A 22,849-nucleotide genomic window follows, 5' to 3' on the forward strand; every position below is an offset into this window, starting at 1 on the left:
TTAAAGCCGAGCCAACCGCTCCACCAGCAGCGCAAAGAACGCGTCATGGTCGATGTCGCGCATCACCATGGCGTTCTTCGGCCGCTTGGTCACGCCCCACCAGTCGATCACGGTCATGCCCATGGTGAGTTCGGAGGCGGTTTCGACGGTGACGTTGCAGTTGCGGCCCTTGAACAGCTCCGGCTTCAACAGATAGGCGATGACGCAGGGGTCGTGCAGCGGGCCGCCATCGGTGCCGTATTTCTCCTCGTCGAAGCGCTCGAAGAACTCCAGCATCTCGGCCGTCGCGGTGCCGACCCGGGTGCCGAGCTGGCGGATGGCCTGCGTGCGCTTGGCCGTGGTCAGCGCCTTGTGGGTAACGTCGAGCGGCATCATGACGATCGGAATGCCGGATTTGAACACCAGGTCGGCGGCTTGCGGATCGACATAGATGTTGAATTCTGCGGTCGGCGTGACATTGCCGCCTTCGAAGAAACCGCCGCCCATCAGTACGATTTCCTTGATGCGCGGCGCGATCTTCGGCTCACGGATCAGCGCCAGCGCGACATTGGTGAGCGGGCCGAGCGCGCACAGCGTGATCGTGCCGGCCTCTTCCTTCATCAGCGTCTCGACGATGAAGTCGACCGCATACTGGCCCTGCAGCTTCATCTTCGGATCGGGCAGTTGCGGGCCGTTGAGGCCGGTCTTGCCATGCACTTCCTCGGCGGTGACCAGCTCGCGCGCCAACGGGCGGATGGCGCCTGCATAGACCTTGATGTCGGGCCGGCCGGCCAGTTCGCAGATTTTCCTGGCGTTCTTTTCGGTCAATTTCAGCGGCACGTTGCCGGCAACAGCAGAGATGCCGACGATCTCCAGCTCGGCGCTGCCGAGCGCCAGCAATATGGCGACGGCATCGTCCTGGCCGGGATCCGTGTCGATGATGATCTTGCGGGTCTGGGGCATTTCATTTCCTTATGCGGGGGAGTCTTTTTGGCGGGGGTGTTCGGCGGCTTGAACTTGGCCGCGGCGCGGACCATATCAAGACCATCGGGAAAAATGCCATCCGGGTTTTTCCAGTTTATGTCGCTCCAAAGAGGACAGTGTAACATGAGCCGAATGACGCCCTTCTCCAGCCCGCTTCTCCTTGGTTTCGATGCCATGGAAAAGACCCTGGAACGACTGGCGAAATCCGGTGACAGTTATCCTCCCTACAACATCGAGCGCCTCAGCGGTGCTGACGGCAAGGCCGAAAGGCTGCGCATTACGCTGGCTGTCGCGGGTTTCGCCGAAAGCGATCTCGATGTCACCACGGAGGAAAACCAGTTGGTCGTGCGCGGCCGTCAAACCGACGACACCGAGCGCGAATTCCTCCATCGCGGCATCGCCGCGCGCCAATTCCAGCGCTGTTTCGTGCTGGCCGACGGCATGCGGGTGATCGCAGCGGAACTGAAGAACGGCCTTTTGTCGATCGATCTCGATCGGCCGGATACCGAACGGCTGGTACGGAAAATAAATATATCGGTGAAAGACTGATCTTTACCGATGGCTCTCATGCGGGATGGCCTTGAGCGGCGTCCTCGCGCCAAGGAGGCTTGAAATGACCAGAACTGACGAAACCATCACCATGACCAGCGGCGAATTCGCCCATCTCGGCGAAGGCTCGGTCGCTTATCTCCGGAAGGTCTCGAGCGACGAGCTGCTCGGGCGCTTCCCCAACCTCGGCGAAATAGCGCCTGGTATGGTCCTGTGGGCCCTGTTTGCCGCCAACGGCCAGCCGATCCTGCTTTCGGATGCGAAAGACCGGGCTTTGGCCGGCGCCATGGAAAACGACCTGACCACTGTCGCCATTCACTAAGGCGACTGCTGGCGGTTGAAATGGAGAGGGCCGCCTTCGGCGGCCCCTGGAAGACTTAATTCCAAAGAACTTCAGGCGGCGTGCGAGGCTTGCGTGTCCGACAGCAGAGCGTGGATGGCGACCGCGTCGCGCGTGCCCCTGATCTTGGCCACCGTGTCGGCGTCGCGCAAAACCCTGGCGATGCGCGACAGTGCCTTGAGGTGATCGGCGCCGGCGCCTTCCGGGGCCAGCAGCAAGAACACCAGATCGACCGGCTGGTCATCCAGGGCCTCGAAATCGACCGGCGTCTCCAGCCGGGCAAAGACGCCGGCGATGCGCTTCACCCCGGCGAGCTTGCCGTGCGGAATGGCGATGCCGTTGCCGACGCCGGTGGAGCCCAGCCGTTCGCGCTGCAGGATGGTGTCGAACACTTCGCGCTCCGGAATGCCGGAAATCGCCGCCGCTCTCTCGGACAGCAACTGCAAAAGCTGCTTTTTGGAGTTCGCCTTCAACGCCGGCAAGATCGCCGGAACGTTGAGAAGATCGCTCAGATCCATGTTTGAAATCCCTTATTCGCCTGCCGTCGCCAGTCCTCGCCCCTCGCGCGGCTGGCTATTATCCCTGTGCGACCATTGTCGTCACCTGTGCGACCATTGTCGTTGTCGTCACGCCTGTGCGACTTTGGTCGTCGACGGGTCGATCCAGCCGATATTTCCGTCCGGCCGCCGATAGACGATGTTGAGGTGGTCGTTTCCGGCGTTGCGGAATACGAAAACCGGGCTGTCCTTGGTGTCGAGTTCGATAACCGCCGACGCCACCGACATGGTCTGCAGCGTCATGGTTGATTCGGCGACGATGGCCGGGGCGTAGTCCTCCGGAATGTCCTCATCATCATCGGTCAGCGGCGCCATCACCGTATAGGCGATGTCGGTGATTTCACCATTTCCAGTGCCTGAATTGTGCGATTTCAGACGGCGTTTGTAGCGCCGCAGCCTGGTTTCGAGGCGGTCCGCGGCCGCCTCGAAGGCAAGTGTCGGATCCTGGGAATCGCCGGTTGCCTGCAGCGAAGCGCCGGAATCCAGCCTGATCATGCAATCGGCCGAGTAACGCGACCCCGATTTGATGACCGTGACGTGCCCTGAAAAACCGCGATCGAAATATTTTCCAATCGCCTCGCCGACACGATCGGTAATGCGCGTACGCAACGCATCGCCGATATCCATGTGTTTACCCGATATGCGCAATTTCATCTGAAAACTGACCTTCCTTGCTCAGGCTTCAAACTGGCCAGAGTTTATACTCGTGATCCGTGCGCACAAGCTTTGCGGCGTCAACTCGCGCCGATTTTAGATCCGAACTTTCCGGTTGATCACAATCCGCCTTCTTGGCCGTCCCGTGGCCTTCATCGTGACGGACCATCCGCATGCGGGCCGCGAGCCCGTCTCATGCGGGCGGGCTTCTAGACACTTCATTGCAGCTTGTCAATTAATGCATGTCGCCCAGAAGTGCGCTGCGGTTCTGGGACAACGACATGCATCAAAACAAAGACTTAAAGCGCGTCGTATGAATCCGTTTCAGCGCGATGCGCTTTAAGGTCGGAAAGTTGTGGAATCCAGCCATAGCAAAAGCCTTGCCGGGCAAGCAGACCTAGCGCCCCGCGCTCGCCAGAGCGCGCTTTTCACGCCGCCGCTGCACCGACGAGGGAATATTCATACCCTCCCGGTACTTGGCCACCGTGCGCCGGGCAATATCGACGCCGCTTTCCTTCAACATATCGACGATTGCGTCATCGGACAGCACATCGGCGGGCTTTTCCTCGTCGATCAGCTGCTTGATGCGGTCGCGCACCGCTTCCGAGGAATGCGCATCACCGCCGCCCGACGCCGCGATCGAAGCCGTGAAGAAATAACGCAGCTCGAACACGCCACGCGGCGTCAGCATGTATTTGTTGGCCGTCACCCGGCTGACGGTCGATTCATGCATGCCGATGGCATCGGCCACCGTGCGCAGGTTGAGCGGCCTGAGCTGACGCACGCCATGGACGAGAAAAGCGTCCTGCTGGCGCACGATTTCCGACGCCACTTTCAGGATCGTCTTTGCCCGCTGGTCGAGACTGCGCGTCAGCCAGTTGGCATTCTGCAGGCACTCGGCCAGGAAATCCTTCTCCGCCTGATTCTTCGCATGCGGCGAGACCTGGGCGAAATAGATGTGATCGACAAGCACGCGCGGCAGCGTCTCGGCATTGAGCTCGACCGTCCAGCTGCCGTCATTGGCGGCGCGGACTTCGACATCGGCGACGATGGCGTCGCTGGCGCCGCCCGAAAACGCCATGCCCGGGCGCGGGTCGAGCGCGCGGATTTCGGCCAGCATGTCGAGGAGATCCTCCTCGTCGACCCCGCAAAGCCGCTTCAGCGTCTGGAAATCGCGCCGCGCCAACAGTTCTAGGTTGCCGATCAGCGTCTTCATCGCCGGATCGAGACGATCGCGCATGGCAAGCTGCAGCGACAGGCATTCGGCAAGGTCGCGCGCAAACAGGCCGACCGGCTCGAATGTGTGGCAGGCTGCCAGCACATTGGCCACCATCGCCTGATCGGCGCCGAGCCGTTTGGCGATCTCGGCGGGATCGGCGCGCAGGTAGCCGGCCTCGTCCAGGCCGTCGGCCAGTTCGGCTGCGATCAGCCTTGCGGCCGGATCGGCAAAGGCAAGCGCGATCTGCTCGCCAACATGCTGGCGCAGCGTGATCGCCGCGGCTGCCATGTCGCCGACGTCGAAGCCTTCGGAAGAACCGGACGAACTATTGCCGGTGGCCGACTTCCACTGCGCCGTCAGGTCCGGGCCGAGCCGCTCGCTGGTGCCGGGATCGTCGGGGAACAGATTTTCCAGCGAGCTGTCGAGCTTGTCGGAGATCGCTTCGGCGCTCCACGCCGTCTCGTTTTCGAACCAGTCGCCATCGGCGGCAGGCTCAGGAGCGGCATCGCCCTTCTGCACCTGGTCGCTTGCGGCGTCATCCTGGGGCTCGGCGCGCTCCAGCAGCGGATTGCGCTCGATCTCGTCGTCGATGAAGTGGTCGAGCTCGACATGGGTGAGCTGCAACAGCCTGATCGACTGCATCAGCTGCGGCGTCATCACCAGCGACTGGGATTGTCGTAGCTGTAGTTTCGCCGCCAACGCCATGGTTCGGTTTCAAACGCCCTTCTGCACCCGGAAGCCTACACATCAGAAGCTGCCGGAAAATGAATTTTTCCGACCTTCCATAGAAACTGGCCCGGCTTTTGCTTGTCAAGGCGAACGATGGCAAAAGGCCCCTACCGAAGCATTATCTCACGCAAAATCGGAGAAAAAAGCCCGGCGGGGCGGCAAAAATCACGTCAGGAAACAAATTTCACGCTCAGAGCGTGAAACCTTCGCCGAGGTAGAGCCGGCGCACATCGGGGTTCGCCACCACCTCGTCGGCACGGCCATGAGTCAGCACCTGGCCGGCATGGATGATGTAGGCGCGGTCGATGAGGCCGAGCGTTTCGCGCACATTGTGGTCGGTAATCAGCACGCCGATGCCGCGCGCCGTTAGATGACGAACCAGCTGCTGGATGTCGGCGACGGCAATCGGGTCGATGCCGGCGAACGGCTCGTCGAGCAGCATGTAGGCCGGGCGCGTCGCCAAAGCTCGGGCGATCTCAAGACGCCGCCGCTCGCCACCCGACAGCGACATGGACGGCGACTTCCGCAGGTGGCTGATGTGAAATTCCTCGAGCAGTTCGTCGAGATTGCGCTCGCGCACCTTGCGGTCCTTCTCAACCACTTCGAGCACGGCGCGGATGTTCTGCTCGACATTCAGGCCGCGGAAGATCGAGGCTTCCTGCGGCAAATAGCCGATGCCGAGGCGGGCGCGGCGGTACATCGGCATCGAGGTGACGTCGAAACCGTCGATCTCGATCGTGCCCTCATCGACCGGCACCAAGCCGGTGACCATGTAGAAACAGGTGGTCTTGCCGGCGCCGTTTGGCCCGAGCAGCCCGACAGCCTCGCCGGCGCGCACGCCGATGGTGACACCGCTGACCACCTTGCGGCCCTTGTAGCTCTTGGTCAGACCCTTGGCGATCAGGGTGCCCTTGAACTTCGAGGAATCAACGGTGACTGTGGCCGGTGCTGCAAGTTTACTGGCCGCCCGTCCCGGAAGGCGGGTCAGCAGCGAAGACACGCCAGTCATTCGGGCTTCGGGGCCTCGGATTTCGGTGGCGGCGTCATCGACATGATGACGCGCCCGCCGCAGCCATCGACCTGAGCAAGGCCGCTTTTCATCTGCACGGTGAGCTTGCAGCCCTTGAGGACGTTGGGTCCTTGGGACAAGACGACCTCCTTGCCCGACAGAACTAGCACCTGCGTCTTCATGTCGAACGTGGCGTTGTCGCCGGTGGCGATCTGGTCATTCGACTTGATGTAGACTTTGTTCTTGACCACCAGATGGTCGATATTGGCCGAACCGGTCATCGCCGAAGCGCCGGCGGCAGCACCTTTGGCGGCGTTGGGGTCCTTGACGTAGTAGACCTCCATGCTGCCGGCCTTGAGCAGCGTTGGCCCTTGCGTGACGGTGACGTTGCCGCTGAACAGCGCCATGCTGTCGGCCTGGCGGACCTCAAGTTTGTCGCTCTCGATCTGGATCGGCTGGTCGCCCGACAGTTTGAGCCCGGACTGGCTGCTGGCGCTGGACTGAGCCCAGGACGGCGCCATACCCAGCAACAGCAAGGCCGAAGCTGCGGCGACAAGCCGTGCCGAATTACTGGGACGCATTCGTTTCTCCGCTCTTTGCCTCTGCCGCCTTCATAGTGGCCGGATCGATGTGAACGCTTACCTTGTTCTCGAAAACGATGACCTTGCCATTGTCTTCGACCGACATTGAACCCGCGGTGATCCGCGAGCCGTTACGGCTGACATCGACCGCATCACCTGTCTTCATAGAGCCTTTGCCCATATCGAGGAAGACCGATTTGAAGATGGCAGCGACGCCGTCGGTGGTGGTGACGGTAACGTCGCTGGTCATGTCCATCGTGTTGGCGTTTCTGTTGTAGATCCCGCGCTTGGCGTCGACGGTCGCCACATTGTCGGCCGTCAGCGGCAATTTGGCATGGATGCCTTCGAGTTCGATGATGTCCTGCTTGCCGACATCCTGGATGGCGCGCAAGGCCGTCAGCGAATAGGGCAGCTTGTCCTTGGTGAAGCCGTTGAGCTTCGGATTGGCCATCACCAGCTTGCCATCCGCGAAAGCGGTGCCGTCTGCCTGTATCGAAATGTTGATCGGCGCCGCCAGATAGGAATAGACCGGAAACGCAACCGCGATCCCGGCGGCAAGCACCGGCACGGCAAACTTAAGCACGCGCACGCGGCGCGAGTGGCGCTGGGCGCGGTCGAAGGCGTCGCCGCGCGTGCCCGCTGGCGCCGTGGGCGCCAAGGCCGCATCGGCATTGGTCGGTTCGTTCGATCGCGCAAGCATGACTGACTTCTAATAAACCCTTGTCCGCCAAAACACCTGCTATAGGTGGGTTGCCGGCCCCCGCAAGCAAGCACAAGCGGAGGAAAACCGCAAAAATGTGACGGCCGCTGTGTTACAGACGGAACTCAGGCGACACAATTTCGTCACTTCATAGCAGAAACGAACGCGCCGCGTCATTTTTTCCTGAAATGCCTCCGTCGTGAAGGTCGCTTCGTCGCAGGCTCTTGACGAAGAGGTAGCCGGGCGCGGACGCTTGCTTTAAAAGCATCGCTTCCCACCGACTGTGAGGCAGACCATGGCACTGAGAGCCGACGACCTGATCGACCGCCGCCGCTTGCGGCGCAAGCTGACCTTCTGGCGCGGCGCCGCCATTGCCATCGTGGCCCTTGGGGTGATTGCGCTTGCAAGCTGGTTCTATGGGGGCGACCTCGGCGGTTCTTCCGTCGACCACATCGCCAAGGTCAGGATCGAAGGCACCATCACCGAGGACGAGGAACTGATCAAGCGGCTGGAAACCATCCGCACATCCCCGCAGGTCAAGGGCGTCATCCTGGCGATCGATTCGCCCGGAGGCACCACGGTCGGCGGCGAATCGATCTACGAGGAGGTGCGCAAGCTTGCCGCCGACAAGCCGGTGGTGGCCGAGGTCGGCACGCTGGCCGCATCGGCCGGCTACATGATCGCCAGTGCCAGCGACCATATCGTTGCCCGCAAGACGTCGATCGTCGGCTCGATCGGTGTGCTCATCCAGTATCCCGATGTCAGCGGTCTGATGGACAAGGTCGGCATCAAGCTCGAGGAAGTGAAATCCTCGCCGCTGAAGGCATCGCCCTCGCCCTTCAAGCCGACCAATGAAGACGAGCGAGCCATGGTCCGCAAGCTCATCCTCGACAGCTATGACTGGTTCGTCGGCATCGTCGCCGAGCGCCGCAAAATGACCCGCGATCAGGCACTGGCCCTTGCCGACGGCTCGATCTTCACCGGCCGCCAGGGCCTTGCCAACGGTCTGATCGACGCTGTCGGCGGCGAGAGCGTGGCGATCGACTGGCTGGCGACCAAGGGTGTCGACGCCAAGCTCAAGGTGGTGGAATGGAAGGACACCGAGCGGCGTGGCGGCTTCCTGTTCTCGAAAGCAATAGCGCGCAGCGTCGGCAGCGCGCTCGGCCTGTCGGAGGCCGGCAGCGACGTGCTTCACGAAATTGGCGCGGATCGCTTGTTTCTTGACGGTCTCGTTTCCGTCTGGCACCCTTGATCTGCCGGTTGGGGCGAGTAAAAAAGCAAATAAAATCATCCTGATAATTTGACCGCAGCGCTTTCACGGGGACCTTTCTGATGATCAAATCCGAGCTTGTGCAGATCATTGCCACGCGCAACCCGCATCTTTTCCTGCGCGACGTCGAAAACATCGTGGGAGCGATCTTCGACGAGATCACCGATGCCCTAGCGGAAGGCAATCGGGTCGAGTTGCGCGGCTTCGGCGCTTTTTCGGTGAAGAATCGCCCTGCCCGCACCGGCCGCAACCCGCGCACCGGCGAATCCGTCGAGGTCGAGGAGAAGTGGGTGCCGTTCTTCAAGACCGGAAAGGAATTGCGTGAAAGGCTGAATGGCGGCAAGTAGGCGCGGACCACGCGCCGACCTTATCAAGGCCTGCCTTCTCCAGGGAATTTCTATGTTGAACCGCTTCATACTTATCGTGGTCTTCGTGCCGCTCGCCGTCATCCTGATTGCGCTGGCCGTCGCCAACCGCGAGCTGGTCGCCTTCACGCTCGACCCGTTCAACCCCGGCAATCCGAAACTGACGCTGACCTTGCCGCTGTTCATCTTCCTGTTCGTGGCGCTCGCCATCGGCATGGTCGTCGGCAGCCTGGCGACATGGGTCAAGCAGGGCCGCTACCGCAAGCTGGCGCGCCAGCGCGGGGTCGAGGCCGAGAATCTGCGTCAGGCGGTCAGCCGTATACCCGCCGTGCAGCAGGGCCCGGCCGCCGGGCCGGCGCTGCCGAAGCCAACGGCCTGAAGCCGGCGCTTTTATCTTCGCGGAGTTTTGCATGCTGACCATTTCGGCCGACGCTGTCGACCAGGCGCTGACCTTTCCCGGGCTGGTCGAGACATTGCGCGCGGCCTTCCGCGAGGGTGCTGTGCAACCCGTCCGCCATCATCACGGGGTCGAGCGGCCCGACGGTGCCACATCCACGCTGCTTTTGATGCCGGCGTGGACCGACTTCCATGCGGCCGGCACGTCGGTCGGGGGTCATATCGGCGTCAAGATCGTCACCGTATCGCCCGACAACAACGCCATCGGCAAACCGGCGGTAATGGGGCTCTACCTCCTGCTCAACGGCGCCACCGGCGAGCCCGAAGCGCTGATCGACGGCCAACGGCTGACACAGTGGCGCACCGCTTGCGCCTCGGCGGTGGCGGCCTCCTATCTCGCCTGCGAGGACGCATCGCGGCTTCTGGTGGTCGGCGCCGGCGCGCTGTCGCCGTTCCTCGCCAAGGCGCACTCCGCGGTGCGGCCGATCAAGACCATCCGCATATGGAACCGCACGCCCGCCAATGCCGAAAAGGTCGCGGCTGATTTGCGCGCGGACGGTTTCAACGCCGAGGCCGCAAGCGATCTCGACGCCGAACTCGCCGAGGCCGACATCGTCTCATCGGCGACGATCACGACGACGCCGCTGGTCAAGGGTGCGCTGCTCAAGCCGGGCGCGCATGTCGATCTGGTCGGCGGCTTCACGCCGACCATGCGCGAGAGCGACGACGACGCGATCGCGCGCGCCCGCGTCTATGTCGACACCCGCGCCGGCGCCACCAAGGAAGCCGGCGACATCGTCCAGCCGCTCGCCTCCGGCGTGCTGAAGCCGGAAGCCATCGTCGCCGATTTGCATGAGCTGGCGCGCGGGGAAAAACAGGGCCGGCAGAGCCCCACTGAGGTCACGCTGTTCAAGTCGGTCGGCGCCGCGCTTGAGGACCTTGCCGCCGGCATTGCCGTCTACAACGCGCTCAAGCAGTAGCGTCTGCGCCGGTTCTGCGATCGAACTTCCTGATCGCTTCCGCGCTGACCGGGGTGAAGAAGTTCACCAGATTGCCATCGGGATCGCGCAGCAGCAGCGACCGGTTACCCCATGGCATCGTCGTCGGCGTCTGTACGAAATCGCCGATAATTTTCGCCAGCCTGCTGTACTCAGCATCAACATCGGCGACGCGAAACTCGATGATCGCTGAGCGATTGGCGGCCGGCTGCGCCACATCAGTTCCGAACAGGGCCAGCGTGCGGGTGCTGCCGATCGCCAGTGTGCAGGACGGCGTTGCCAGTTCGGCGAAATCGTCTGTGAACCAGGTTGCGGTAAGCCCGGTGATCGTGTCGTAGAATGCCACCAAGGGCTTGATCTGATCGGTAATGATGCGGATCGAGACGAAGTCCATCTTATTCTCCTGGGGCAAGCGCGACGCTATCTGAAGACAATCGCTTGTCGCACAAGGCTGCTGACAACTTGGTGTCAGCAGCCTTGTCACGGTGCCTTGCCGATCCGGCGGCTGGATGCTTCAGCCTGCCTTCATGGCAGCGCCCATCGCCTCGGCGATCAGCGCGAAATCATGCGCCGTAATTTCGAACAGGCCAAAGCGCAGTTGATAACCCCAGTTCGATTTGCCCGCGGTGAAGTCGAGCTGCTCGAGCAGCGGCTTGATCGGCGCCTCCTCGGCCTTGGCCCATTCGACATCCCTGCGGAACGGCGTGAAGCCACCGCCCATGTCGCCCTGGTAAGGCTCGCCTTCGCGCACGGTGCCGATTGCCGTGAAGGCCTGCAGGCCGTCCTTCTCGCGCAGAATTGTGGTCGGCGAGTAGTAGATGATGCCGTCGCCGGGCTTGATGCGGCGCAAGGGTGCCGCCTTGCCGTGGTTGACCTGCATGAAGCCGGCCTCGCGGCCGCGCCGGACATGTTCGGCGGAAGCGACCGCGATCCAGTGCGCACTCACTTCTGTTCTCCATTGGCCTGTTCCCCATTGGCCTGTTCTCCGTCGTTCAGCCAGTAGACGCGCAGCCGGTGCTTGTCGGGATCGAGCGCAACGAAGGTGCGGCCGAAGTCCATGTCGGTCGGCGTCTGCAGAACGGTCAAGCCGCGTCCTGCCCAGTCCGTGTAGGCGGCGTCCACCGCATCAGGCCGGTCCAACGCGAAGACGAGCTCCGCACCGCCGCCCGCGGCCGCGGCCGACGGCTCCACCGTGTGGCGCGACCACAGGCCGAGCTTGAAGCCATTGTCGAGCACGAACAGCACGAAGGTCGGCGACGTCTCCACCGGCTGGCGTCCCAGCAGCGCACCGTAGAAGGCGCCGCTCCGCTCCGGGCTGTCGACATAAAGGATGACGAAATTGGGGGTGTTCATGTCTGCTCTCCAGGGTTTCGATTGGAGGAGCATAGGTGACCCCACTGTCAGATTCTGGCAGCAGCGTCTTGTGGGCGCGTGGAAAGGAGCATTAAGCGCCAGGCTGGCGCTTCGGTGCGTCCAGCGTCGCGCGCCATTCCTTCAGCAGCGCCTGCCGACGACGCGGATAGCGGATATACGTGGTGTTGAGCCCCGACATCCGGTCGGCGCGAAAATGTCTGAAATCCTGCCGCGTCTCGCACCAGGCCACCACCACCCGCACCTTGTCGAAAAAGCCGAGCGCGAATGGCCAGATCAAGCGCTCGGAGGCGGCGCCGCCGGCATCGCGGTAAAGAAAGCCGAGTTTTCTCTCGTTGCGGATCGCCTGGCGCACCAGGCCAAGGTCGATGCTTTCGACAGCATCGCCGTGCGGCCCGACCAAAAGCGCGGTCGCATCGAGGTCCTCGCGCAGATCATCCGGCAGCACAGCGGCGATCTTGGCCAGCGCGTCGGTGGCGGCGGCCGACAGCCGCTTGTCCGGTTGTCTGGCAACCCAACGCGATCCCAGAACGATGGCCTCGATCTCCTCGTCGGTGAACATCAGTGGCGGCAGCATGAAGCCGGGTTTCAGCACATAGCCCAGCCCAGCCTCGCCCTCGATCGGCGCGCCTTGCCCCTGCAGCGTGGCAATGTCGCGGTAGAGCGTTCGGATCGAAACGTCCATCTCGCCGGCAAGCGTGCGACCGCTCACCGGCCGGCGATGCCGGCGCAGGATCTGGATCAGGTCGAGCAGGCGTTCGGAACGGGACATGATTCGAGATTTGCCTGTTTCCTCAGCGAGGTCCACCACCTCAGACATTCGACGCTGGACCATTTTGTTTGCGCAGCCGGTGACCCTATGCCAAAAGCGGCCTGCCGCCTCCGGAGACGCTCCTGCTTGAAGTCTTTTCGCGACAAACGCCGCGACAACCGTCCGCCCGCAAAGGGCAGGACCGAACATGCGCGGCCGCAGCCGGAGACCGTACCAGTCCGACCCGAAGCCAGACAGCCACGCCACGAAACAAAACCGGACGACCGGTCTGATCCGAAGCCCGCCCCCCGTATCCTGGCGCGTCGCGAAGGCATCCTGCCCACTGAGCGCCTGCCGGTGATCCTCGAAGTGGCGCCCAATCAGGATTATGCACTGCTCGACAGCGGCGCCGGCGAAAAGCTCGAACAATACGGCCCCTACCGCATCGTGCGGCCCGAGGGACAGGCGATCTGGCAAAAGGCCTTACCGGCCAGGGACTGGGACCGCGCCGACGCCATCTTCACCGGCGACACCGACGAGGAAGGCATCGGCCGCTGGCGGTTCCCGAAGGTACCGCTGGGCGAGACCTGGCCGATGAAGCATGACGGCATCGACTATCTCGGCCGCTTCACCTCGTTTCGCCATGTCGGCGTCTTCCCCGAGCAGGCTTCGCACTGGGACCATATGGCCAGCCTGATCGCGGCGGCCAAGCGCCCGGTCAAGGTGCTGAACCTGTTCGGCTATACCGGGCTCGCGTCTCTCGTAGCCGCCCGCGCCGGCGCCGAGGTCACCCATGTCGATGCCTCCAAGAAGGCGGTCGGCTGGGCGCGCGAAAACCAGGAAATGGCTGGTCTCGGCAGCAAGCCGATCCGCTGGATCGTTGACGATGCAGTGAAATTCGCCGAGCGCGAAGAGCGCCGCGGCAGCCGCTACGACATCATCCTGTTCGACCCGCCCGCCTATGGCCGCGGCCCCAAGGGCGAGGTCTGGCAGTTGTTCGAGGACCTGCCCGGCCTGACCGATCTTTGCCGCGCGATCCTGACGCCGAAACCGCTCACCGTGGTGCTGACCGCCTATTCCATCCGCGCCTCCTTCTTCGCCATCCATGCCTTGATGCGCGACACTTTTGCCGGCATGGGCGGCACGGTTGAATCAGGCGAACTGATCATCCGCGAGCAGTCCGCCGGGCGGGCGCTGTCGACATCGCTGTTTTCGCGCTGGGTGGCCTGAAATGCCGTGGGGATTTGAATGAACGAACGGCACATCGGCGCGCCGGGGCAAGTCAAGGAAGTCACCAGCCTCGCCAATCCGCTGATCAAGGACATCAAGGCGCTCGCCCAGAAGAAATTCCGCGACCAGCAGAACGCCTTCATGGCCGAAGGGCTGAAGCTGGTCATCGACGCCCTCGACCTCGGCTGGTCGATCAGGACGCTGGTCTTCGCCAAGGCCGGACGCAATGCGGCGGTCGAAAAGGTGGCGGCGCGCACGGTCGCAGCCGGCGGCACCGTGCTGGAAGTGTCCGAAAAAGTGCTGGTCGCCATCACCCGCCGCGACAATCCGCAAATGGTGGTCGGCGTCTTCCGGCAAAAACTGCTGCCGCTAAGAGACATCCGCGCTCACGAGGGCGACGTCTGGGTGGCGCTCGACCGGGTGCGCGATCCCGGCAATCTCGGCACCGTCATCCGCACCGTCGATGCCGTCGGCGCCAAGGGCGTCATCCTGGTCGGCGAGACTACCGATCCTTTTTCTGTCGAGACCGTGCGCGCCACCATGGGCTCGATCTTCGCCGTGCCGGTGACCAAGGCGACGCCGGAAGCATTTCTGGCCTGGCGAAACAGCTTCTCGGGCCTGGTCGTCGGCACCCACCTGAAGGGCGCGGTCGATTACCGCTCGGTCGATTTCTCCCGAGGACCGGTGCTCTTGATGATGGGCAATGAGCAGCAGGGCCTGCCCGACAATCTGGCGGAAAGCTGCGACCGGCTGCTGCGGATTCCGCAGGCCGGCCGCGCCGATTCACTCAATTTGGCGGTCGCCACCGGAATCATGCTGTTCGAGATCCGGCGCGGCGCGCTGAAACTTGCCCCCGAGGACGCCACATCTTGAAATCATGGTCTCCCTATGCGCTGCTGGTGGTGGTGGCAATCGCGCTCGACCAGTGGATAAAGCATCTGATCGAGACCGGCCTCGTCTTCCAGGAAAAGCTCGACCTGGTGCCATTCCTGGCGCTGTTTCGCACCTACAATACCGGCATCGCCTTCTCGATGTTCTCGTCCTTCGGCGACACCGGCCTGGTCGTCATCGCGGTCGTGGTCGTTGCCTTCGTGCTTTATCTGGCGACGCGCACGCCCTCCAGCCATGTGCTGGCCCGCATCGGCTTTGCCCTGATCATCGGCGGCGCGATCGGCAATCTGATCGACCGCGCCGTCTACGGCCACGTCATCGACTATATATTGTTCCACACGCCGGTATGGTCCTTCGCCGTCTTCAACCTTGCCGATGCCTTCATTTCGGTCGGCGCGGCGCTGGTCGTCTTCGACGAGTTCATCGGCTGGCGGCGCGAGGCCAAGCCGCAAGGCCCAGAAGCCTGACGGCCCGACTCTTTTGACCAATTGACCTCGCCGGACGGTCGCCGCACAGTTCGGCCAGAGCCAGCCAATGCCGACCGCCAGCCTTTGCGAAGCCGAGGAGAAGAGATGCCTGAAACCTTCAAAGCCATCCTCGTTTCGCGCGACGCCGAAAAGAAACAGTCGGTGGAGGTCGTCGATTTCGGCGAAGCCGATCTGATGGAAGGCGACGTCACCGTCGCGGTCGAGGCGACGACGGTCAACTACAAGGACGGGCTGGCCATCACTGGGAAAGCGCCAGTGATCCGCCGCTGGCCGCTGGTGCCGGGCATCGATTTCGCCGGAACCGTCCTCTCCTCATCGCATGCCGACTGGCGCAAGGGCGACAAGGTCATCCTCAATGGCTGGGGCGTCGGCGAGACGCATTTCGGCGCCTATGCCGGGCGCGCCCGCGTCAACGGCGACTGGCTGGTGCCGTTGCCCGACGGCATCAGCGCCCACGATGCGATGGCGGTCGGCACCGCCGGCTATACGGCGATGCTGTGCGTCATGGCGCTGGAGCGGCACGGCATCCTGCCCGATCGCGGCCCGGTGGTGGTGACGGGTGCCGCCGGCGGCGTCGGTTCGGTCGCGGTCTCGCTCCTGTCCAGCCTCGGCTACCACGTCATTGCCTCGACCGGCCGCAGCGCCGAGAGCCCCTATCTGATCGACCTCGGCGCCGCCGAAGTGATTTCGCGCGAGGAACTCTCCCAGCCGGCCAAGCCGCTGGCCAAGGAGCGCTGGGCCGGCGGCATCGATGCCGTCGGCAGCCACACGCTGGCCAATGTGCTGTCGATGACCGCCTATGGCGGCGCGGTCGCCGCCTGCGGCCTGGCGGGTGGCATGGATCTGCCGTCGAGCGTCGCCCCGTTCATCCTGCGCGGCGTCTCGCTGCTCGGCATCGATTCAGTGATGGCGCCAAAGGCTGTGCGGCTGGAAGCCTGGCGCCGCATCGGCAGCGATCTTGATCTCAAGAAGCTCGCCGGCCTGTCGACGACCATCGGCTTCGACGGCATCATCACCGCCGCCCATGACATCGTCGAGGGCAAGATCAGGGGCCGCGTGGTTGTCGATATGTGAGGCTCCCGAAGCATGATCCCGAAAGGGAATCAGGTTTCGGAAAAGATCAGGCGATGCGGAAAACCGCCAAAAATGCATGACCGCTAAAATTCGAACGATCCGCCGCGCTTTTCCATAATCTCTATCTGCAAGGAGTTCCGCATGATCGCGGAGTCCGCCAGGAAAGAGAAGAGCCGTGCCGAAAGCGTCGACGGGCCGAGTCCGGCGACGGCGAAGCGGCAGCGTGTTGCGTCGCCGCCTCTGGCGCCGGATTTGCCGCGCGCCACGTCCGAGGGCCTGCCGTTCCTGACGGTGGTCGCCAGTGTCGTGCTGGCGGGCCTCTCCCACCTCACCGGTGCGCCGATCTTCATCACCCTCGGCCTGCTGGCGACAGGCCTTGCCGGCGTCGCCATGCACCTGCGCAGCCGGCGCACCGTCCGCCGCGCGGCGGCCTTGCTCGACGAAACCGCGGCCCGTAGCCGCGCCGAAATCGAGACGCTGGCCGACCGCATGTGGGAGATGCAGGAGAGCGAGGAGCGTTTTCGCGGGCTGATTGATGCGCTCGGCGATCTCGTCGTCCACCGCGACCGCGACGGCCACATCGTCTACGCCAACAAGGTTTTCGCCAGCCTCGTCGGAACCGACCAACGCGACCTTGCCGGCAGGACCCTCGCCGAACACGGCATCGATGTCGGCATCGTCCCCGACGCCGCCTTTTCGGATCACGAATGCCTGAGTTCCACCGACGTCTCCATCCGCACGCCGAACGGTCCGCGCTGGTTCTCGTGGATCGAACTGTCGGTGCGCGACAAGGATAGCGGCGCCGTCTCGCACCGGGCGATTGCCCGTGACATCACCGCCCGCAAGCGCGCCGAATCCTCGTTGATCACCGCGCGTGAGCGCGCCGAATATGCCAGCCAGGCCAAGTCGCGCTTCCTCGCCACCGTCAGCCATGAGATCCGCACGCCGATGAACGGCATCATGGGCATGGCCAAGCTTCTGGCTGACACCAATCTGTCGCCCGAGCAGCGCACCTATGTCGGCGCTGTCTCGACCTCGGCCAGCGCCCTTTTGGCGCTCATCGAGGATTTGCTCGACTATTCCAAGATAGAGGCCGGCCGTTTCGACCCGGAGCCGCAGCCGACATCGCTGCGCGAAATCGCCGACAACATCATCGAACTGATGGCGGCGAAAGCCTTCGCCAAGAACATCGGCCTCGGCTGTCATGTCGAGCCCGACGTGCCACAGATGATCATGGCCGATCCGGGAAGAGTCAGGCAGGTGCTGCTCAACCTGATCGGCAATGCGATCAAGTTCACCGACACCGGCGGCGTGCTGGTTTCGGTTGCACGGGCCCGCACCGAGATCAGCGACCGCATCTGCTTCACCGTCGCCGACACCGGCCCTGGCCTGCGCGAAGACGATATGGAGCGCATCTTCGAGGAATTCGAACAGTCCGACGGCACCTCGACCCGCACCCATGGCGGCGCCGGCCTCGGTCTTGCTATCTCAAGGCGGCTGGTGACCGCCATGGGCGGCGCCATTTCGGTGTCGAGCCGGCTTGGCGAGGGATCGGAATTCGTCTTCGAGATCCCGGCCGCAGGAGCAACCGAAGCACCGCAGAACCGGCAGAACATCCTCGCCGGCCGGCGCGCCGTGATCGTGTCGAAGAACGCCGTCGAGGCGGACGCCATCGCCCGCACCATCCGCGCCCATGGCGGCGCCGTCGACGTCGCCGCAACTGCTTCCCAGGCGACGCCCTTCGCCGAACATTGCGATGTGCTGTTGATCGACGCGGCCCTGGAGGACGGCGACGGCAGACTGCTCAAGCGCCTGCGCCAGAGTGGCTTTGCCGATTGCGAGGCGATCACGCTGATCGCGCCGACCGACCGCGGCATGCTTGGCGAATTCCGCACCAGCGGCTACGCCACCTTCTTGGCGAGGCCGGTGCGCGGCGAAACCCTGCTGCGCGTGCTGCTGACCAGTCATGCCCCTGCCTTGCCGCCGCCCAAGCCGGAAAAGACCGGCGCGTCCTCGCTTCGTGCCCATGGCGGGCGCCAGCAAGGTTTGTCGGTGCTGATCGCCGAAGACAACGACATCAACGCCATGCTTGCCCGCGCCACGCTTTTGAAGGCGGGACATCGCGTGAAAGTGGTCGGCAATGGCAAGGCCGCGGTCGAGGCGGTGACCGAAGCCGGGCTGAAAAATCGCTTCGATGTGGTGCTGATGGATTTGCACATGCCGGTCATGGACGGGCTGGACGCGATCGCCGCCATCCGCCGCCACGAGGAGGAAATGGCTGTGCCGCCGGTTCCGATCATGGTGCTTTCGGCCGACAGCCAGGAAAAGACCCGTCACACCGTGCTCGCCCATGGCGCCAGCGGCTTTGTCACCAAGCCGCTCGATCCCGACGCGCTGGTCCATGCCGTCGAGGGCCAGGTGGCCGCCTGAATTCATGTCGCTCAAAAGTGGCCCCGGTTTTGAGAAGACGACATGCACAAAACAAAGACTTAAAGCGCGTCGCGTGAATCGTCCCAGCGCGACGCGCTTCAAGGCGACGCTGGCGCAATCCTCGCGTCACGTAGGTAGCCGAATGAGGGTTTTCGCCAGCCGACGAAGTATTGCCCGTCGCGCCGTATCACGGTACTGTCACAATCCTGTTGCACCTACACCGTATCCCCGTGCCAAGAGGGATGGCTCGAAGGAGAATCACTCGTGCATACAGTTATGCCGGAATGTGACACTCGGCCCAGCGCAGGCGGCGCTTTGCTCGCCGCGCGGAACGCCGATGCCGTCGCAACAGGCGCACCGCTGGGCCGTATCGGCAATCTCGAAGTGCGGCTTGCCCGCAATGAGGCCGAAATCGCCGCCGCCCAGGAAGTGCGCTACCGGGTGTTTTATGACGAGCTTGGCGCCAGGAAGGACCTGTTCCAGGCGCAGGACCGGCGCGACGCCGACCGCTTCGACCCGCTGTGCGACCATCTCCTCGTGCTGGACACTTCGATCTCCGGCCCCGAGCATCGCCGCATCGTCGGCACTTACCGCCTGCTGCGGCAAGAGATTGCCGCGACCGCCGGCGGCTTCTATTCCGAAGGCGAGTTCGAACTGACTAAGCTGATCGCCCGCCATCCTGGCCAGCGCTTCCTTGAGCTCGGCCGCTCCTGCGTGCTGCCGGAATACCGCTCGAAGCGCACCATCGAGGCGCTGTGGCAAGGCATCTGGGCCTACATCAACCACTATGAGATCGGCGTGATGACCGGTTGTGCCTCGTTCCCTGGCACGGTGCCGGCTGCGCATGCCGAGGCGCTCACCTACCTTGCCCATCACTGCCGGACCAACTCCGCCTGGGATGTGCGGGCGGTCTCCGGGCGCTATTGCTCGATGGATCTGATGCCGATCGAGGCGGTCAACGCCAAGGCGGCGATCGCGGCCATGCCGCCGCTGGTCAAGGGCTATCTGCGCGTCGGCGCCCGCATCGGCGACGGCTGCGTCATCGACCGTGAGTTCTCCACGGTCGATGTGTTCGTGGTGATGCCGGTCAAGGAAATCGGCGCCCGCTACGTCAACTATTATGGCGGGGAAGCGCAGCGCTTTGCGGCGTGAGGCAGTAGGCAGTAGGCAGTAGGCAGTAGTGAAGGCTGCCGGGATTCCTGACTACTGACTACTCCCTACTCACTAATCCCCTCCCTATGGAATATCCTCCGGTCGCCGTCCCGGGCGGCTCTTGTAGGATGGAAACGTCCAACCGAATTTCAGCGCGCCGCCGCGCACCAGGAAAGCCGCGGCGAAGCCGGCGACATCCGAGGCGAGCGGCGGCAGGCCGGCGAGATCGCCAAGTGTGTAGAGGCCGGCGCCCGCGAGTGCGGCGGTGACGTAGATTTCGGGCCTGAGCAGCACCGATGGCTCGCCGGCCAGCAGATCGCGCAGGATGCCGCCGAACGTAGCGGTCAGCACGCCCATAACAACGGAGACGACCGGCGAGCCGGTGATGGCCAGCCCCTTGGCCGCGCCCATTACGGAAAAGGCCGCCAATCCGATGGCGTCGAGCCAGAGCAGCCATTTCCAGCGGGATTCGACGCGGTGGGCGATGAAGAAGACCAGCACCGCAACCGCCGCGCAAACCAAGACATAGCCGGAGTTGGCGACCCAAAAGACGGGCAGGTTGAGGATGACGTCGCGCAGTGTCCCGCCGCCAATGCCGGTGACGCTGGCCAGAAACAGGAAGCCGATAATGTCGAGCTGCTTGCGCGAAGCCGCCAACGCCCCGGTCGCGGCAAAGACGGCGACGCCGGCATAGTCGAGGAGGTCGATGGGTGTCAGGGACATGAGGTAGTAGGGATTTGGATTAGGGAAAGTATGAATAACACGAAGCCGCGCGATTGATACGCCTGCCTATTCCCTATTCCCTATTCCCTATTCCCTACTGCCTATTCCCTACTCACGCATCCTTCTCGGCCTGCTCGTTCACCGGCCCCGGCTCGACCGGCGCTTCGGTGGCCGCGATCTTGGGGCCGCCCTTGGCGACCCCGACCATGGCCGGCCGCAGCACGCGCTCGCCGATCGAATAGCCCGGCTGCACGACCTGGACGACGGTGTTGGCCGGCACATCGGGATTGGGCACTTCGAACATCGCCTGGTGGAAATTCGGGTCGAACTTCTCACCTTCCGGTTCGAGCTTCTTCACCCCATGCCGTTCCAGCGTCGACAGCATGGCGCGCTCGGTGATCTCGACGCCGTCGATCAGCGCCTTGAAGCCGGCATCTCCGGCTGCTTTCGCCTCGGCGGGGATAGCATCGAGTGCGCGGCGCAGATTGTCCGACACCGACAGCATGTCGCGGGCGAAATTGGCCACCGCATAGGCGCGCGCATCATGCACGTCGCGGGCGGTGCGGCGGCGCAGATTCTCCATCTCGGCCGCGACGCGCAGCGCGCGGTCCTTCAGCTCCTCGTTTTCCTTCAGCAGCCGCACCAGCGCTTCATAGTCGCCGTCAATGCCGCCTTGCGTGCGCTCGGCCTCGGCCGTTTCGATATCCTCGGGCGCGCGTTCGTCTTTTGTCTGGTCGCTCATCGCCATTTCCCGTCATTCGAATGGTTTGGATTTGCGCCCGATATCGAGGTTTGGCGGCCAAAAATCAAGGGGCAAGCCCAGGAGGACGCCTAACAGCAGGCAATGTTGCGGGCTGCCCGTCGGACTTGGTGCGGGACGCAAAGACGTTCAAAATTAATTCAAACTTTACCGTAACGGCAGCCTTTGCTTGCCAATACCCCGCTATGGGGAACCATTCAAAGCTTGGAGGAGTTTTGAAACCGACACAGGATTTGAGACAATGGACCGCAATACTGGCAACAGAAGCGAAGAGCTCGCCGCCGACATCAGGCGCCAGTTCGGCACCGAGGCGACGACGCGCTTCTTGCGCACCTTGCCGGCCTTCCGCACCGAGGCCGACATTCCCGCCCGTTTCCGGGACCTGCTCGACCGGCTGGACGGCATAGAAGCCAGCATGGCCGGCGGCCGACGCCGTCAATAGCGATGCAATCGCGCGACAATTACGCGCAGTAATTTTGCGTGAGCTTTTCCTTGCGGCAGCGGGACGCCCCGCCTATGCTTCCTGATGAACATGATTTCCCCCGAGACGGCCGCCAACAGCAAGCGCGCCTGGTTGAAGATCCTGGCGCGCTACAAGAAGCCCGACCGGCGACGCAGCACTCTTGAACTCGCGATCACCCTTATTCCTTTCGTTACGCTGTGGGCGCTGTCTTCGGCAGCCTATTCCTATGGCCACTGGTGGGGCTTGATCCTGATCCTTCCCGCCGCCGGTTTTCTGGTGCGGATCTTCATGATCCAGCACGATTGCGGCCACGGCTCCTTCTTCGCCAACCGCACTGCCGACGACTGGATCGGCCGCGCGCTCGGCGTGCTGACGCTGACCCCTTACGATTGCTGGCGGCGCGCGCACGCCACCCATCACGCCAGCGCCGGCAATCTTGACGAGCGCGGCATGGGCGATATCAGGACGTTGACGGTTGCTGAATACCGGCAGCTGTCTTGGCGGGGACGCCTTGCCTATCGTCTCTACCGCCATCCCCTGGTGATGTTCGGCCTTGGCCCGATCTGGCTGTTCATCTTCGAGCAGAGGCTGCCGGTCGGCATGATGCGCGGCGGCCTGACGCCCTGGGTGTCGTCGATGACCACCAATCTCGGCATCGCGGTCGCGGCAGCGCTGCTTATCTGGCTGGTCGGCCCCGGCGCTTTCCTGATCGTCCATTTGCCGATCGTGATCCTGGCCGGATCGGCCGGAATCTGGCTGTTCTACGTCCAGCACCAGTTCGAGGAGACGGAATGGGCGAAGGACGAAGAGTGGGAATTCCAGCGTGCCGCCCTGCACGGCTCGTCCTATTATGATTTGCCGCCGGTGCTGAACTGGTTCACCGGCAATATCGGCGTCCATCACGTGCACCATCTCTCGGCCAAGGTGCCGGGCTACCGGCTGCAGGAAGTGCTGCGCGACTATCCCGAACTGCGCGGCATCGGCCGCGTCACGCTCCTCGACAGCCTGCGCTGCGTCAAGCTGGCGTTGTGGGACGAGAACCGCCGCAAGCTGATCTCGTTTCGCGAAGCGCGGGCCTTGGCCTGAAAGCAATCCCAGCAAAGTGTGATGCGGTTTTCCCGGGCTTTCGCTTGGGAATTCCGTAAGACAAAGAAATAAACCGCCGCACCAAAGGCGCGGCGGCATC

Annotated in this window: 27 protein-coding genes; 14 read left to right on the plus strand and 13 right to left on the minus strand. The window is 63.3% G+C overall.

From position 1 onward, the window contains the following. Positions 1-942, minus strand: a complete 942-nt coding sequence (locus NKJ58_RS15935; protein ID WP_023669740.1) for a nucleoside hydrolase — start codon at positions 940-942, stop codon at positions 1-3. A 144-nt stretch (positions 943-1,086) separates the two neighbouring features. On the opposite strand from NKJ58_RS15935, the gene NKJ58_RS15940 reads away from it, so the two are divergent. Together NKJ58_RS15940 and NKJ58_RS15945 are read left to right on the plus strand one after the other, a co-directional pair. Continuing rightward, positions 1,087-1,512: an Hsp20 family protein gene (locus NKJ58_RS15940; RefSeq protein WP_023669741.1), complete on the plus strand. Its 426-nt coding sequence runs from the start codon at positions 1,087-1,089 to the stop codon at positions 1,510-1,512. Between the two features lie 64 nt (positions 1,513-1,576). Then, a complete protein-coding gene (locus tag NKJ58_RS15945) occupies positions 1,577-1,834 on the plus strand; it encodes a BQ00720 family protein (RefSeq protein WP_023683072.1) in 258 nt (85 codons plus the stop codon). Between the two features lie 71 nt (positions 1,835-1,905). Here NKJ58_RS15945 and ptsN read toward each other — a convergent pair whose 3' ends face one another. The 6 genes from ptsN to lptC all read right to left on the minus strand — a co-directional run bounded on the left by ptsN (position 1,906) and on the right by lptC (position 7,301). Next, on the minus strand, positions 1,906-2,370 hold the full coding sequence (gene ptsN / locus NKJ58_RS15950) for a PTS IIA-like nitrogen regulatory protein PtsN (RefSeq protein WP_023669743.1): 465 nt from the start codon (positions 2,368-2,370) through the stop codon (positions 1,906-1,908). Between the two features lie 108 nt (positions 2,371-2,478). Beyond that, on the minus strand, positions 2,479-3,063 hold the full coding sequence (hpf, locus tag NKJ58_RS15955) for a ribosome hibernation-promoting factor, HPF/YfiA family (protein WP_023683071.1): 585 nt from the start codon (positions 3,061-3,063) through the stop codon (positions 2,479-2,481). Positions 3,064-3,460: 397 nt separating this feature from the next. Beyond that, positions 3,461-4,987: an RNA polymerase factor sigma-54 gene (gene rpoN / locus NKJ58_RS15960; protein ID WP_023683070.1), complete on the minus strand. Its 1,527-nt coding sequence runs from the start codon at positions 4,985-4,987 to the stop codon at positions 3,461-3,463. A 214-nt stretch (positions 4,988-5,201) separates the two neighbouring features. Continuing rightward, complete coding sequence (gene lptB, locus NKJ58_RS15965) at positions 5,202-6,020, minus strand: LPS export ABC transporter ATP-binding protein (RefSeq protein ID WP_023669746.1); 819 nt, start codon at positions 6,018-6,020, stop codon at positions 5,202-5,204. After that, positions 6,017-6,601, minus strand: a complete 585-nt coding sequence (locus NKJ58_RS15970; RefSeq protein WP_023683069.1) for an LptA/OstA family protein — start codon at positions 6,599-6,601, stop codon at positions 6,017-6,019. Before NKJ58_RS15970 ends, lptB begins: the two co-directional genes overlap by 4 nt. Next, entirely contained in the window at positions 6,588-7,301 is a 714-nt protein-coding gene (gene lptC / locus NKJ58_RS15975) for an LPS export ABC transporter periplasmic protein LptC (protein WP_023669748.1), read from the minus strand. Before lptC ends, NKJ58_RS15970 begins: the two co-directional genes overlap by 14 nt. A gap of 295 nt (positions 7,302-7,596) precedes the next feature. Here lptC and sppA point away from each other — a divergent pair, with 295 nt between their 5' ends. The 4 genes from sppA (at position 7,597) to lhpI (ending at position 10,312) form a co-directional block, all read left to right on the plus strand. Next, a complete protein-coding gene (sppA, locus tag NKJ58_RS15980; protein ID WP_023686570.1) occupies positions 7,597-8,553 on the plus strand; it encodes a signal peptide peptidase SppA in 957 nt (318 codons plus the stop codon). A gap of 80 nt (positions 8,554-8,633) precedes the next feature. After that, positions 8,634-8,918 (plus strand): integration host factor subunit beta, encoded by a 285-nt coding sequence (locus NKJ58_RS15985; RefSeq protein ID WP_006200394.1) that lies wholly within the window; start codon positions 8,634-8,636, stop codon positions 8,916-8,918. Positions 8,919-8,970: 52 nt separating this feature from the next. After that, the gene (locus NKJ58_RS15990; RefSeq protein WP_023714118.1) at positions 8,971-9,315 is read left to right on the plus strand and encodes a lipopolysaccharide assembly protein LapA domain-containing protein; all 345 of its coding nucleotides are present in this window, start codon (positions 8,971-8,973) and stop codon (positions 9,313-9,315) included. Between the two features lie 31 nt (positions 9,316-9,346). Next, the gene (gene lhpI, locus NKJ58_RS15995) at positions 9,347-10,312 is read left to right on the plus strand and encodes a bifunctional Delta(1)-pyrroline-2-carboxylate/Delta(1)-piperideine-2-carboxylate reductase (protein ID WP_023714119.1); all 966 of its coding nucleotides are present in this window, start codon (positions 9,347-9,349) and stop codon (positions 10,310-10,312) included. Here the strand turns inward: lhpI and NKJ58_RS16000 are convergent. The 4 genes from NKJ58_RS16000 to NKJ58_RS16015 all read right to left on the minus strand — a co-directional run bounded on the left by NKJ58_RS16000 (position 10,302) and on the right by NKJ58_RS16015 (position 12,473). Next, a complete protein-coding gene (locus NKJ58_RS16000) occupies positions 10,302-10,724 on the minus strand; it encodes a VOC family protein (protein WP_023714120.1) in 423 nt (140 codons plus the stop codon). The two genes, lhpI and NKJ58_RS16000, sit on opposite strands and share 11 nt — an antisense overlap. A gap of 120 nt (positions 10,725-10,844) precedes the next feature. After that, entirely contained in the window at positions 10,845-11,276 is a 432-nt protein-coding gene (locus tag NKJ58_RS16005) for an EVE domain-containing protein (protein WP_023714121.1), read from the minus strand. Next, positions 11,273-11,683, minus strand: a complete 411-nt coding sequence (locus NKJ58_RS16010) for a VOC family protein (RefSeq protein ID WP_023683064.1) — start codon at positions 11,681-11,683, stop codon at positions 11,273-11,275. Before NKJ58_RS16010 ends, NKJ58_RS16005 begins: the two co-directional genes overlap by 4 nt. 91 nt (positions 11,684-11,774) lie before the next feature. Beyond that, positions 11,775-12,473 carry a helix-turn-helix transcriptional regulator gene (locus NKJ58_RS16015; RefSeq protein ID WP_023683063.1) on the minus strand — a complete coding sequence of 233 codons (699 nt, stop codon included), beginning with the start codon at positions 12,471-12,473 and terminating at the stop codon, positions 11,775-11,777. 126 nt (positions 12,474-12,599) lie between these two features. Between NKJ58_RS16015 and NKJ58_RS16020 the strand changes: the two genes are divergently transcribed. The 6 genes from NKJ58_RS16020 to olsB all read left to right on the plus strand — a co-directional run bounded on the left by NKJ58_RS16020 (position 12,600) and on the right by olsB (position 19,717). After that, the gene (locus NKJ58_RS16020) at positions 12,600-13,682 is read left to right on the plus strand and encodes an RsmD family RNA methyltransferase (protein WP_023683062.1); all 1,083 of its coding nucleotides are present in this window, start codon (positions 12,600-12,602) and stop codon (positions 13,680-13,682) included. A gap of 18 nt (positions 13,683-13,700) precedes the next feature. Further along, positions 13,701-14,555 carry a TrmH family RNA methyltransferase gene (locus NKJ58_RS16025; RefSeq protein WP_352518444.1) on the plus strand — a complete coding sequence of 285 codons (855 nt, stop codon included), beginning with the start codon at positions 13,701-13,703 and terminating at the stop codon, positions 14,553-14,555. After that, positions 14,552-15,040 (plus strand): signal peptidase II, encoded by a 489-nt coding sequence (lspA, locus tag NKJ58_RS16030; protein WP_352518445.1) that lies wholly within the window; start codon positions 14,552-14,554, stop codon positions 15,038-15,040. The genes NKJ58_RS16025 and lspA overlap by 4 nt, the downstream gene beginning before the upstream one ends. Before the next feature lie 105 nt (positions 15,041-15,145). Next, on the plus strand, positions 15,146-16,135 hold the full coding sequence (gene acuI, locus NKJ58_RS16035; RefSeq protein WP_352518446.1) for an acrylyl-CoA reductase (NADPH): 990 nt from the start codon (positions 15,146-15,148) through the stop codon (positions 16,133-16,135). A gap of 141 nt (positions 16,136-16,276) precedes the next feature. Further along, a complete protein-coding gene (locus NKJ58_RS16040) occupies positions 16,277-18,565 on the plus strand; it encodes a response regulator (protein ID WP_352518447.1) in 2,289 nt (762 codons plus the stop codon). A 276-nt stretch (positions 18,566-18,841) separates the two neighbouring features. Further along, positions 18,842-19,717 (plus strand): l-ornithine N(alpha)-acyltransferase, encoded by an 876-nt coding sequence (gene olsB / locus NKJ58_RS16045; protein WP_023683057.1) that lies wholly within the window; start codon positions 18,842-18,844, stop codon positions 19,715-19,717. 84 nt (positions 19,718-19,801) lie between these two features. Here olsB and NKJ58_RS16050 read toward each other — a convergent pair whose 3' ends face one another. Next, a complete protein-coding gene (locus tag NKJ58_RS16050) occupies positions 19,802-20,434 on the minus strand; it encodes a trimeric intracellular cation channel family protein (protein WP_352518516.1) in 633 nt (210 codons plus the stop codon). A 118-nt stretch (positions 20,435-20,552) separates the two neighbouring features. Continuing rightward, complete coding sequence (gene grpE, locus NKJ58_RS16055; RefSeq protein WP_023691975.1) at positions 20,553-21,182, minus strand: nucleotide exchange factor GrpE; 630 nt, start codon at positions 21,180-21,182, stop codon at positions 20,553-20,555. 259 nt (positions 21,183-21,441) lie between these two features. On the opposite strand from grpE, the gene NKJ58_RS16060 reads away from it, so the two are divergent. Then, complete coding sequence (locus NKJ58_RS16060; protein WP_023683054.1) at positions 21,442-21,642, plus strand: hypothetical protein; 201 nt, start codon at positions 21,442-21,444, stop codon at positions 21,640-21,642. Between the two features lie 84 nt (positions 21,643-21,726). Further along, on the plus strand, positions 21,727-22,749 hold the full coding sequence (locus tag NKJ58_RS16065) for a fatty acid desaturase (RefSeq protein ID WP_023691976.1): 1,023 nt from the start codon (positions 21,727-21,729) through the stop codon (positions 22,747-22,749). Positions 22,750-22,849 lie beyond the last annotated feature (100 nt).

Origin of the sequence: Mesorhizobium sp. M0139 (genome assembly GCF_040322455.1) — a bacterium.
In the GTDB taxonomy this organism is placed as follows: domain Bacteria; phylum Pseudomonadota; class Alphaproteobacteria; order Rhizobiales; family Rhizobiaceae; genus Mesorhizobium.